Raw genomic sequence first — 11,381 nt, 5'->3', positions numbered from 1 at the left:
ATACTTCATATTGAGCGTCCTCCTTCAATTAGGGCAGTGAATGTCGAACCATTCCGAGACCCAGCATACAGGAGGCGCTTTTTCTTTTCAAAGAGCAAATTACTTCATTACAGGAATGGCTCCTTTTGGATTAGTTTCAATGTCAGTATATGACTACGACCTAATATTGGACTGGTCATCAGCGGATAAACACAGTAACTTTTCCGATTTTTATTGCTGGTCTTTCTGAACTAGATCTACCCCGTCACGAATAAACGTATCGTCGTTATTGCCTGAAGTGAACGTATCGCTCACCTGCTCATGTGTCTCTGCGAGTCCTTTCGACATTCGCGTGTTCTTCTCATAATCCGAGACTTCATACATTTTGCGGCCTAACGGCTCTTGCTTCTCATTTCCGTTTTGATTTGGAGTCACCTGACTCCCTCCCATCCATTTTAGTTTTGCTTCAATATGCATAACGTCACTTCAAACCGAAGCCTAGTGAATTTGAGAAGGCTGCTCTAACTCCTCGTTCTTCTGTGCCATCATCCACGGTTGCATTTCCTTAAAGAAATCCTCCTGTTGTTCCGGCGCGATATAGCCGAGCTGGATGCGAGTCGCTTTCGATACAAAAGGATCCAGAGTGCACACATCCGATTTCGTGATATCAGAGAGGGAGGTTCGCCCTAATGTAACGGCCACCATCTCCATCTCCTTAACCGCCGCATGCAAATAACGGACCAAACCTTGTGCCGCTTTCTCGACATCAAGCTTCTCCGTCATTTTACCCGAATACACAACCAAGCTTGTTGGCGGTTCAAAGGGCATCGTCTGGACGATTTGATCACCTACCAGAGCCATCATGGCGGCTGCCCCAATATAAACCGCATCGGCACCCAATGCCATTGCTTTAAGCATTTGTCCTGGCGTCACTAATCCGCCTGTCGCAATAAGACTGATTTGATCTGCCGCCCCCTTCCGTGCCAAAAAATCAGCTGCACGGGAGATCGCAAACATTGTAGGAAGTCCCACGTCATCCTGCAGGGTGGGGGCTCCCCCGTGAGTCCCTCCTTCGGCACCGTCGACCGTAATGAAATCGACATCTGCTTCCAGTGCAGCCTGCAGTTCCTTCTCCAGGTGATGCGTCGCCGAGATCTTTAACCCCACAGGTACCCCAGTTTCGTCTCTGAGACGTCTGACTAATTGGTTGAAATCTTCTTTGGAATTGACGCCAGGCAGGCGGGAATGGATTTGCGCATCCTCTCCTGGAGCTAGATCATATACCTTTCTATAGTCCTCGCCAATATTTTTGGCTGCTGTTCTCTGCGGCGCTGAGCCCTGAGCTCCTTGACCCAATTGAATTTCGATAGCGTCCAATCTTTTGTACTGTTCCGGCTTGTTCATCCATCCGCCACGATTGTATTGGCCAATAAATAGACTCGCTGCTTCGCGTTCTTCTTCAAGCAATCCCGCTTCGCCTGAATTGGTCGCAGTACCGACAGAAGTGGCTGCTTTGGCTAATGCGATCTTCGCCTTTTTACTAAGTGCGCCGCCGAAGGACATCCCAGCAATCATGATTGGAATAGAAATCGTGAGCGGTTTTTTCGCACGTCGTCCAATCGTAACCGATGTACCGATCCCTACGTTCTCCGGAGTTGGCATGCGAAATAAATGAACGGGACTGAACAGAATTTGTTCCCACGGTGAAAAATGAAACGGACTGCCAAGAGGCCGAGAAACTGGAGTTCCTTGATTGGAACGCATTACGATTTCCATCAAGTTTGTGATACCGACTTTTCTTGATACAGGAACCATTTCAAACAAATTTTCCGTATATTGATCCCGTATCGCTCTTGTCATCGCTTTATCGACCGTTTCGTTGATGGCGGAACGAATCATATTCTCAATGAACCTTAGCATTGCCATTACTCTCCACTTGGAATGAGCGATCCGCCTGCTTCTGAAGCGCTTCTAGCTGTTGAGCCATCGTCGTGCACATTTGCTTCATCATTCCTAGCTGACGGGCCGCACTTTGTTCCTCCACCGCGATGTCTAATAAATCCCCCTGCTCATAATTCGTCAATTTGCGGTGATGTTCTTGTTCAATCGTGGACAATGTACCTGCCATTGTCTCCATCCGCTGCAGCTCTGATTGAATGTAATAGAGTGCATGCTTCCATTCTTCCTGCATGGGTTCCACCAACCTTTTTTTGATTAGATTTTCCCTGCACAAAAATAATATGTAAGCATACATCTCCATGAATTTGCTCCATATTATGGATGGGGAAGCAATTGATGATGGAAATTACCCCTATAAATAAAAAAAGCCGCATATGCGGCAATTTAAAGCAGTTACTTCTCTTTTATAATTCATAATCGTATCGTATTTCCTGAATATGTTGACTTAAGACCCTTGCTCCAATCTTCTAACTCGTCTTTCTAATTGATTAATTTCACGGCTTTGGCGATTGACTTCCCTCTCCAATCGGTTGACCCGCTGCTCCAGCTGGCGTCCTGGTGGAAACCCGGGTCCAGGTCCCGGTCCTGGGCCTGGGCCGGGACCTGGGCCAGGTACTGGAATGCGAAGCGTTTGACCTACAAAAATGAGTGTGCTGGACAAATTATTTGCTTGCATAATCGTTTGAATCGGTACTCCAAAACGATTTGCGATACTAAACATCGTGTCACCCGGTTGAACCGTATACGTGTACATCGATTCCTGCCTCCTAAAGATTGTTCTCGATGCATTGTATGAATACTTTAGGCGGATTGACAGGGGTGAACGCCCATCTTTTTATAAAATGAAGGGCGAATTTCCAGTGATTGTTTCATTTTAATGAACACCTTCTACAAGCTTGAACACAAAAAAGCCGCCATGATGACTTCATGGACGGCCGGTCTCATTTATTTCTTTCTTATGCGTGTGTACGTTCACCATCACTAGCCATGTACCGATGGATAAAAGCTTCTGCGACTGCAAGAATAACCGACGTAATGACAATTTCGCTGATCGTTAAATCCCAATCCATAAAGTCTGAAACAATCCACAAGTACAGGAACGACAAAATCCCGTCTGAAACCGTAGCTACTGTATTGTTGGTCGCACGCAGTATCATTTGGTCTCCTACGAAATAAGCGATCAACGATAATACTACTGCATTCACTAATGCGGTAAGAAAAGAAACTTCACCAAAATACATTAGAAGCGGAACAATAATCACCGCGTTCACAAGCATTTTTACAAGCATTTTATTCATTTACGAACCATCCTTTCTCTTGTAAGAAAGCACCTTTAGGTTGTTCATAGGTAGTATTCGCAAATGATCAATAAAAATGCTCAAAACATAATGGTTGTTCCTTCCATTAGCCAAGCAATAATTTCCTAGTCCTTCACAGTCATATCTTGATCTTTATTCTCTTTCCTTCGCTTTCTTCTCATTGGCTTCAAATGCTTCAACCGCATCCTTTAATTGCTCTTGAACAGTTCTTTCCGTAAGCGGTACACCCGTACGATATGCTGCCCTACTGATCAGGTGACCTCCAACAGGGGCGGTCAAGAATACAAAGATGATGCCTAATATAAGCTTGGCACTCGCATGTCCTTCGAAAAAAGCAAAGTACAAAAAGCTGCCGAGCAAAATGAGCAGTACACCAAGCGTTGAGCTTTTACTAACCCCATGTGACCGTGTATACACATCAGGGAAACGCAATAGCCCGATGGTACTGATTAAGCTGACGATTGCTCCTAATACGATCATAATCAAGAGAACGGGTTCACCGATGGACTCCATGATCTCTTTCACTATCGATCACCACTCCTCTCTCCAAATATTTCGAAAAAGCAATCGTTCCGACAAACGAAAGAATACCGATTAACAAAATGATATCCAAGAACGCTTGCGTTCGAAGCATAACCGAAAGTATCGCAATGACAGCAATCAAATGGATGCCGATGGAGTCGAGCGCAATGATACGATCTGCCATAGATGGCCCTTTCAGTACTCTGTACAGACAGCCTAGGATAGACACAGATAAAATAATTAAAGCGATTAACAGCATCGCATCAAACATTTCGGCTCACCTCCATGATGGCTTTCTCGAAGCTTCCTTTAATCTGCGCAGCGAGTTCATCCGCATCATCAATATTCAGCGCATGAATATAGAGCACCTGATTATTCGGAGAAACTTCCATCGTCAAGGTCCCTGGCGTTAACGTAATTAAGCAGGCTAAGGCCGTAATTTCCCAATCCGATTTCAGTTCGGTTTTTAATGCGAATACACCAGGGCTGATCTTCAACTTCGGACGAAGCACGTGTGCCAGCACATCGAAATTGGACAACAGCAGTTCTTTCAAGAAAAGAACGATCAGCTTGAAGATCGCCCAGACCTTCCTCATGTAGAAATTGTAAGAAATAAATCGGCGAAGCAGAAATAAGAAGCCCAGTCCCAAAGCATAACCCATCATAAAATGAACCGGATTCCAGCTGTTGTTTAAAAACATCCAGACAAACGCAATGATCATATTGATCAATATTTGAAATGCCATATTCACTACTCCTTCAAGACGGCTTGAATGTATAGCTGAGGGTCAAGCAGCACGTTTCCAGCCTCATGAACGTACGGGATGATCCATTCGGCACCGATTCCCATCCATACGACTAGAGCTACCAAAACCGCTGATGGAGCAAGGAGACGTCCTAGTTTAATGGGTTCGGTCCGCTGTAGTGCATCTGCGGGTTCTCCCCAAAAAGCTCCAATGAACAGCTTAATGACCGAATAGAGCACTAGAAGACTGGAGAAAAGGCTGATCCCCGTCAGCCAATACATTTCTGCATGAAACCCACCCTGAACGATTAGAAGCTTTCCTATAAATCCGCTTAAAGGCGGAACTCCAACCAATGCCATCGCCGCTACAAAAAATAACCAGCCAAGCAGCGGATAGCGCCGTATGAGCCCTCCCATTTCTTTCAGCTTTTCGGTACCGGCCGCCATAATCATCGCTCCACCTAAGAGGAAAAGCAGCGTTTTAACAAGCATATCATTCATGAGATAATACACTGCACCATTCATCGATTGCTCATTCGATACCGCCAAACCGAAGGCAACAAAACCGACGCCGTACACAATGTTATAAATCAGAATTCGATATACATCGGAATAGGCAACTGCCCCAATAACTCCGGCAATCATTGAAATAACGGCCATCCAAGCGATGACAGAGTTCATAAAGTCTGAATGTGCAAAGATGAGCGTAAATACGCGTATAATCGCATATAAGCCTACCTTCGTCAGCAATCCGCTAAACAATGCAATAATGACAGGAGGCGGCGCGCTGTAGGAACCAGGAAGCCAATAAAACAGGAACAATCCCGCTTTTAAGCTGAATACGATTAAAAACAGCATCGCAACAACATTCAAAATGCCATCCTGCCCCGTCTCTGCGATTCGAAGGGAAAGATCAGCCATATTGAGTGTCCCGACAACACCGTACAAGTAGGCAACCGAAGCAACGAACAGCGTCGAGGAAATAATATTGATGAGCAAATATTTCAACGATTCTCTCAGCTGTTTCTTCGTACCGCCCAACACAATAAGCGCGTAAGAAGAAATCAGCATGATTTCAAAGCAAACAAACAGGTTAAAAATATCCCCCGTCAAAAAAGATCCAATGACGCCCACGGTTAGAAATTGCATAAACGGATAAAAATAATGCGTCTCCCTCTCGCGTCCAATACTGCCGAACGCATAAAACAAACAAATGCTGCTGACGATGGTTGTCGTCAAGACAAGCAGCGAGGCGAACATATCCGCCACAAATACGATTCCGTAAGGTGCATCCCAACCGCTCATACTCAGCGTTAAGATCCCATTCTCGTGTACTTCTCGAACGAGAAGCGCGGCGCAAACCGTATTCATTATGACACTTATTCCGCTAATCCAACGCTGTAAATTCACTTGATTTTTGCAAAATATAAGCAAAACACCGGTTACGAGCGGAATGAGCAGCGGCATGACAACAAGATTATTCATGCTCATCCTCCTGTCCCCTCAGCAGTTCCATATCATCCGTTCCCAGCTCTTGATAAGACCGATAAGCCAAAACGAAGAAAAATGCCGTCACCCCAAAATTGATGACAATAGAGGTTAGTATTAATGCATGCGGCAGCGGGTCAACGAAATTCCCTGTATCCTCACCCAGCAGAGGAGCTGCGCCGGTTTTTAAGCGAGACATCGTTAACAGGAGCAAGTGTACCGCATGTGTAAGTATGGATGTTCCTAGAATGATTCTCAGCAAGCTTCGAGTTAAGATAAGGTAAGTCCCTACCATGAACAGAACCCCAATTGCAATGGACATTACAATTTCCATATTCAGCGATCCTCCCCAATAGTCAAAATAATGGTCATTGTAACGCCTACAACGGCTAAGTAAACGCCCAAATCGAATATCGTAGCGGTCGCCAATTCGGTCTTGCCTAACAGCGGCAAATCAAAGTAGCCGAACGTATGACTTAAAAATGGTGCATCGAATACAAATGAACCGATACCGGTCAATACAGCGATCAACAATCCTGCTGCCGTAATTCTACGGAAATCCGCTGGAATGACATTGCGAATAGTCTTCAAATCGAAGGCTAATGCCAGCAGAACAAGCGCCGAGGAGGTAATGAGCCCGCCGATAAACCCCCCGCCGGGATGGTTATGCCCTGCAAGGAAAATAAATACGGAGAAGGCCAAAATAATAAATACAACCACCTTCGTTACCGTCTGTAAAATCACATCGTTACTGCGCATCCAGCCAAAGCTTGGAAACACATATTCCGGCGTATATGCTTTTTCTTTATCTTCCCGCTTAGTCTCCTCAAGACGCAATCGGATCATCGTGTAGATCCCTAATGAAGCCACACCGAGAACCATAATCTCCAGAAGTGTATCAAATCCTCTAAAATCCACAAGAATGACGTTGACTACGTTCTTGCCTCCAGCCAATCGATAACTTTCTTCGAGGAAGAAATCTGAAATGGATTCAAATAAGCGTTGATTGGTTACGGAAATCGAAATCAAGGTCATCGTTATCCCTACGCCGAGAGAGATGACAAAGTTGCTAAGCTTAAACTTGATGGATGTCAGCTCTTTCTTCAGCTTCGGCAAATGGTAGAAGCACAACAGGAATAATGCAACGGATACGGTCTCAACGACCATCTGCGTCAACGCTAAATCTGGCGCACGGAAGATAACAAAGAACAGCGTAACAATATATCCCACCGCACCAACCAATATAATCGACGTAAGGCGTGATTGGGAGAAAGGTACAGCGGCTGCCGATGCTACCAAAATGATGACCAGCACGATTTCATAGATCGACATATCGGCATATTCTGCCCCTGTCCAAACCATTGCATCAAAGCGGATCAATGAATAGCACAGCATCACGATCATGAATGCAAAAATATAAATCAAATATTGACGCACCGAACCGCGCATATAAAAGCGCGTTAAACGGTTAGAACCTTGATCTACCGCAGACAGCCCTTTATCATATAGAAGATTCAGGGACAGCTTTTCAGGAATCCAACGATAGATGCGCTGCAGGTAGCGCAGTGACAAAAACAGCAAAGTTCCGAAGACGATGACCCCTATCGTCATAAAAATTTCTGTTTGCCAACCATGCCAGTGCGAAATATGCACTAAAAATTGGTCACCCGGCTGTAATAATGACGGCAGGATAGAAGCCATCGCCGGCTCAATTAGGCTATACGATAAGATGTTTGGAAACAAGCCGAAAATCACCACTAAGGACGCTAGGATCATAGGAGACAGCAGCATGCCAAGAGGAGCTTCGTGAGGTTTTTTCGGTAATTGTTCCAGTTTCAGAGATCCTCTGAATGTTTTAAACAGCAGGATCATGCTGTAAATAAACGTAAACACGGAAGCAAGCCAAGCTAAGACCGGGAACAGAACGCCCCAAGTCTCCATGTTGAAGAAATTCATTTCAGCTGCGTTCACCATAGCCGTGAAGAACATTTCTTTACTCAAAAAGCCGTTAAACGGAGGTAATCCGGCCATAGAGAAAGTACCGATTAACATGAGTGTGAACGAGATCGGCATCAGTGTCATTAATCCGCCCAAGCGTCTAATGTCACGGGTTCCAGTTTCATGGTCGACAATACCTGCCACCATAAACAATGCACCTTTGAATGTAGCATGATTAATGAGATGAAAGACGGCTGCTGTCGTGGCTTTAATATAATAATCCGATTGCGAACCCGCGCCATAATATACAGCGGCAGATCCCAGCCCTAACAAGCTCATAATCATTCCCAATTGACTGATCGTAGAATAAGCGAGAATCCCTTTCAAATCCGTCTGTTTTACCGCAAAGAAAGAACCCCAGCAAAGCGTAATCAATCCCACGCTCGATACGATCCAAAACCATTCCGCATTCCCTGCAAACACCGGACTAAGACGAGCCACCAAATAAATGCCTGCCTTCACCATCGTAGCAGAGTGCAAATAAGCGCTGACTGGTGTCGGAGCTTCCATCGCATCAGGCAGCCAAATATGAAACGGAAATTGTGCGGACTTGGTGAAGGCGCCGAGAAGCACCAATATCATTGCTGGCAAGAACAACGAATGATTCTGCACCACGTTTAAATCCGCGATGATTTCCCTTACGCTGAAGCTGCCAGTCATCAAGTACATGAGGATAAACCCTGCCAGCATCGCGAAGCCGCCAAAAACCGTAATCAGCATGGATTTTTGTGCGCCGTACCTGGAACGATCCCGATGATTCCAAAAACCAATCAAAAGAAAGGATGATATGCTGGTTAACTCCCAAAACCCGTATAGAACGATTAGGTTATCGGAAAGGGTTACCCCCAGCATCGCCGCCATAAACATCAGCAAATAAACGTAGAACTGATGAATGGCTTCCTTTTGCTTGTCCAAATAATAGATCGAATATAAAACAACCAACGTCCCGATGCCTGAAATCAGCAGTGCGAAGAGGATGCCAAGCCCGTCAAGATAAACGGTAAAATTGAGATCCAACGATGGGATCCACGACATCGTCTCCAGCAAATATTCCCCATCTTGGACCTGAGGAATTTTGCTTACAAAATAAATGAAAAGCACCGCCGGTATAGCGAGTACAAACCAACCCGTATGTATTTTGCTTGCAGCCTTTCTTAAGAACGGAACCAATATTGCGGCAAGCAAAGGAAGCAAAATCAGGAAATGTAATAAAGACAACCTTGATACCCCCATCTTGATGAAAATAAAAGCACATGCACTCCTCTACATCTAACGTATCCAACCCCTTCAAATTATAACCAAATATCAAGTAGGACGAACAGTTTTTAACACAATGTTCATCAGGTCGACACACTCTGCGCCAGCTCTCCGCAACATGGACCTCTATAATTTCACTGTTGGTTGGTATAAAAAAGGGCTCCGGAAGACCATTCTATGGTTAAAGGAGTGAACCGCATGATTTTAAAAAAAGCCATCATATGCAGCAGCATTTTTGTCATATTGTTTTTATGCGCATGGGTCTTGAACGATCGCATGATACAGCATCGATACAGTCACCTGCAAATTCGTTCAGTTCACGAGATTCAAATATTGCACAATGAGTCGATTAAACCCTTTAAACCAAGAGAATATGCAAAAATTATACGATCTCTGAAAAAAGAATGATAGACGAAAAGTGTTAAGGATGTGTCTTCAAAATGAATAATCGCGTCTTTTTTATACGTAAAACAAGCAGCTTGGTTTCATCAAATTTCGGCTGTTCTCAGTAACTTAGACAACTATTATTTTTACCTATGACACATATTTCACAATTCCTGAAATTCAATAGCTTCACTACTTTACTGCTTATCTCATTTTGCAGTAAGAATCATGATTCCCCCACTTCTTATTTGCTTGGTGCCTTCGGCTCGAATATAGGTAGGAATGACGCAAGTCCAACTTGTGGATAACCTTTACGATGCTTTTTGCGGTCGGTCGTCATTTTAAGAGGTGTCTTTTCCCAACAAAAAAAGAGCCGACAAGGCTCTTTTTTATGTGGATGAAGAGAATCGATCCCCACGCTGTCAGCTTCCAACGGGAGTTCTACCATTAACTACATCCGTGAATGCCGGTGAAGGGACTTGAACCCCCACTCTGTTGCCAGAAACGGATTTTGAGTCCGTCGCGTCTGCCATTCCGCCACACCGGCTTATTCATATGGAGCGGACGACGAGATTCGAACTCGCGACCCTCGCCTTGGCAAGGCGATGCTCTACCACTGAGCCACGTCCGCATTAATGAATGGTGCGCGTGGAGGGACTTGAACCCCCACGTCAAAGACGCTAGATCCTAAGTCTAGTGCGTCTGCCAATTCCGCCACACGCGCATTGTAACACTGGTGAGCCATGAAGGACTCGAACCTTCGACACCCTGATTAAAAGTCAGGTGCTCTACCGACTGAGCTAATGGCTCATAAAAACAGGGGGTATAGGATTCGAACCTATGCATGACGGAGTCAAAGTCCGTTGCCTTACCGCTTGGCTAACCCCCTATATTTAAAGGGCGACCGATGGGAATCGAACCCACGAATGCCGGAGCCACAATCCGGTGCGTTAACCACTTCGCCACGGTCGCCAAGATTCATGAAGAAATGGTGCCGTCGAGAGGACTTGAACCCCCAACCTACTGATTACAAGTCAGTTGCTCTACCAATTGAGCTACAACGGCAAACGAATGGCGGAGCTGACGGGATTCGAACCCGCGGTCTCCTGCGTGACAGGCAGGCATGTTAGGCCTCTACACCACAGCTCCTAGTATTCCCTTACTAAGCATTAAATTACTCTAATCCTTTTATAAGGTTTATTTAATTGCGGGGGCAGGATTTGAACCTGCGGCCTTCGGGTTATGAGCCCGACGAGCTACCGAACTGCTCCACCCCGCGTCAATATGTTTATAATAACGCATTTCCCTTCCAAAAGGAAATGGTGACCCCTACGGGATTCGAACCCGTGTTACCGCCGTGAAAGGGCGGTGTCTTAACCGCTTGACCAAGGGGCCTTATGTATTCTGGCGGAGAGAGAGGGATTCGAACCCTCGAGACGCTTTTGGCGCCTACACGATTTCCAATCGTGCTCCTTCGACCAAACTCGGACATCTCTCCAGATGGCTCCCCGAACAGGACTCGAACCTGTGACAACTCGGTTAACAGCCGAGTGCTCTACCAACTGAGCTATCAGGGAACAATAATAACACCAGAAGGCTTGTACCTTCAAAACTGAATGCGAAAGTGTAAGGTTGCTTGTTGATCAACATACTGTCGATCTTTTGATTCCTGATGGAATCTTTGTATGGGCCCCGAAAAAGTATCTGAATAAGCTACAGCGCTTCACGTC

General features: G+C 45.4%; 11 protein-coding genes and 12 tRNA genes. All 23 read right to left on the bottom strand.

The window, feature by feature from the left end:
* Positions 1-210 precede the first annotated feature (210 nt).
* Positions 211-414: a YozQ family protein gene (locus ACFPXP_RS02380; protein ID WP_379892023.1), complete on the bottom strand. Its 204-nt coding sequence runs from the start codon at positions 412-414 to the stop codon at positions 211-213.
* A gap of 63 nt (positions 415-477) precedes the next feature.
* The gene (locus tag ACFPXP_RS02375) at positions 478-1,899 is read right to left on the bottom strand and encodes an FMN-binding glutamate synthase family protein (RefSeq protein WP_379892021.1); all 1,422 of its coding nucleotides are present in this window, start codon (positions 1,897-1,899) and stop codon (positions 478-480) included.
* The gene (locus ACFPXP_RS02370) at positions 1,883-2,170 is read right to left on the bottom strand and encodes a hypothetical protein (protein WP_379892020.1); all 288 of its coding nucleotides are present in this window, start codon (positions 2,168-2,170) and stop codon (positions 1,883-1,885) included. Before ACFPXP_RS02370 ends, ACFPXP_RS02375 begins: the two co-directional genes overlap by 17 nt.
* 213 nt (positions 2,171-2,383) lie before the next feature.
* Positions 2,384-2,692, bottom strand: coding sequence for a LysM peptidoglycan-binding domain-containing protein (locus tag ACFPXP_RS02365; RefSeq protein WP_379892018.1), 309 nt, complete (start codon positions 2,690-2,692; stop codon positions 2,384-2,386).
* 202 nt (positions 2,693-2,894) lie between these two features.
* Positions 2,895-3,236, bottom strand: coding sequence for a DUF2512 family protein (locus tag ACFPXP_RS02360; RefSeq protein WP_379892016.1), 342 nt, complete (start codon positions 3,234-3,236; stop codon positions 2,895-2,897).
* Positions 3,237-3,389: 153 nt separating this feature from the next.
* Entirely contained in the window at positions 3,390-3,782 is a 393-nt protein-coding gene (gene mnhG, locus ACFPXP_RS02355; protein WP_379892014.1) for a monovalent cation/H(+) antiporter subunit G, read from the bottom strand.
* On the bottom strand, positions 3,754-4,050 hold the full coding sequence (locus ACFPXP_RS02350; RefSeq protein ID WP_379892012.1) for a Na(+)/H(+) antiporter subunit F1: 297 nt from the start codon (positions 4,048-4,050) through the stop codon (positions 3,754-3,756). Before ACFPXP_RS02350 ends, mnhG begins: the two co-directional genes overlap by 29 nt.
* Positions 4,043-4,525 (bottom strand): Na+/H+ antiporter subunit E, encoded by a 483-nt coding sequence (locus ACFPXP_RS02345; RefSeq protein ID WP_379892010.1) that lies wholly within the window; start codon positions 4,523-4,525, stop codon positions 4,043-4,045. Before ACFPXP_RS02345 ends, ACFPXP_RS02350 begins: the two co-directional genes overlap by 8 nt.
* 5 nt (positions 4,526-4,530) lie before the next feature.
* The gene (locus ACFPXP_RS02340; RefSeq protein ID WP_379892008.1) at positions 4,531-6,009 is read right to left on the bottom strand and encodes a Na+/H+ antiporter subunit D; all 1,479 of its coding nucleotides are present in this window, start codon (positions 6,007-6,009) and stop codon (positions 4,531-4,533) included.
* Entirely contained in the window at positions 6,002-6,346 is a 345-nt protein-coding gene (locus tag ACFPXP_RS02335) for a Na(+)/H(+) antiporter subunit C (RefSeq protein ID WP_379892006.1), read from the bottom strand. Before ACFPXP_RS02335 ends, ACFPXP_RS02340 begins: the two co-directional genes overlap by 8 nt.
* Before the next feature lie 2 nt (positions 6,347-6,348).
* Positions 6,349-9,228, bottom strand: a complete 2,880-nt coding sequence (locus ACFPXP_RS02330) for a Na+/H+ antiporter subunit A (protein WP_379892004.1) — start codon at positions 9,226-9,228, stop codon at positions 6,349-6,351.
* A gap of 887 nt (positions 9,229-10,115) precedes the next feature.
* Positions 10,116-10,198, bottom strand: a tRNA-Leu gene (locus ACFPXP_RS02325).
* A 9-nt stretch (positions 10,199-10,207) separates the two neighbouring features.
* Positions 10,208-10,282 (bottom strand) — tRNA-Gly (locus ACFPXP_RS02320).
* Between the two features lie 9 nt (positions 10,283-10,291).
* A tRNA-Leu gene (locus tag ACFPXP_RS02315) sits at positions 10,292-10,375 on the bottom strand.
* A gap of 10 nt (positions 10,376-10,385) precedes the next feature.
* Positions 10,386-10,461, bottom strand: a tRNA-Lys gene (locus ACFPXP_RS02310).
* Between the two features lie 7 nt (positions 10,462-10,468).
* A tRNA-Gln gene (locus ACFPXP_RS02305) sits at positions 10,469-10,540 on the bottom strand.
* A 10-nt stretch (positions 10,541-10,550) separates the two neighbouring features.
* Positions 10,551-10,623: transfer RNA gene (locus ACFPXP_RS02300), tRNA-His, on the bottom strand.
* 17 nt (positions 10,624-10,640) lie between these two features.
* Positions 10,641-10,716 (bottom strand) — tRNA-Thr (locus tag ACFPXP_RS02295).
* Positions 10,717-10,723: 7 nt separating this feature from the next.
* Positions 10,724-10,800 (bottom strand) — tRNA-Asp (locus ACFPXP_RS02290).
* Positions 10,801-10,856: 56 nt separating this feature from the next.
* A tRNA-Met gene (locus ACFPXP_RS02285) sits at positions 10,857-10,930 on the bottom strand.
* Between the two features lie 41 nt (positions 10,931-10,971).
* Positions 10,972-11,046: transfer RNA gene (locus ACFPXP_RS02280), tRNA-Glu, on the bottom strand.
* Positions 11,047-11,056: 10 nt separating this feature from the next.
* Positions 11,057-11,149: transfer RNA gene (locus tag ACFPXP_RS02275), tRNA-Ser, on the bottom strand.
* Between the two features lie 3 nt (positions 11,150-11,152).
* Positions 11,153-11,228: transfer RNA gene (locus tag ACFPXP_RS02270), tRNA-Asn, on the bottom strand.
* Positions 11,229-11,381: the final 153 nt, after the last annotated feature.

It is taken from the genome of Marinicrinis lubricantis, assembly GCF_042658665.1.
GTDB classification, from domain to species: Bacteria; Bacillota; Bacilli; order Paenibacillales; family KCTC-33676; genus Marinicrinis; species Marinicrinis lubricantis.
This window is presented reverse-complemented; position numbering and strand designations above follow the sequence as displayed.

Coding starts and splice junctions, on each gene's coding strand:
- ACFPXP_RS02375 (WP_379892021.1), bottom strand. CDS start 1,899: ATGCTAAGGTTCATTGAGAATATGATTCGTTCCGCCATCAACGAAACG.
- ACFPXP_RS02370 (WP_379892020.1), bottom strand. CDS start 2,170: ATGCAGGAAGAATGGAAGCATGCACTCTATTACATTCAATCAGAGCTG.
- ACFPXP_RS02365 (WP_379892018.1), bottom strand. CDS start 2,692: ATGTACACGTATACGGTTCAACCGGGTGACACGATGTTTAGTATCGCA.
- ACFPXP_RS02360 (WP_379892016.1), bottom strand. CDS start 3,236: ATGAATAAAATGCTTGTAAAAATGCTTGTGAACGCGGTGATTATTGTT.
- ACFPXP_RS02350 (WP_379892012.1), bottom strand. CDS start 4,050: ATGTTTGATGCGATGCTGTTAATCGCTTTAATTATTTTATCTGTGTCT.
- ACFPXP_RS02345 (WP_379892010.1), bottom strand. CDS start 4,525: ATGGCATTTCAAATATTGATCAATATGATCATTGCGTTTGTCTGGATG.
- ACFPXP_RS02340 (WP_379892008.1), bottom strand. CDS start 6,009: ATGAATAATCTTGTTGTCATGCCGCTGCTCATTCCGCTCGTAACCGGT.
- ACFPXP_RS02335 (WP_379892006.1), bottom strand. CDS start 6,346: ATGGAAATTGTAATGTCCATTGCAATTGGGGTTCTGTTCATGGTAGGG.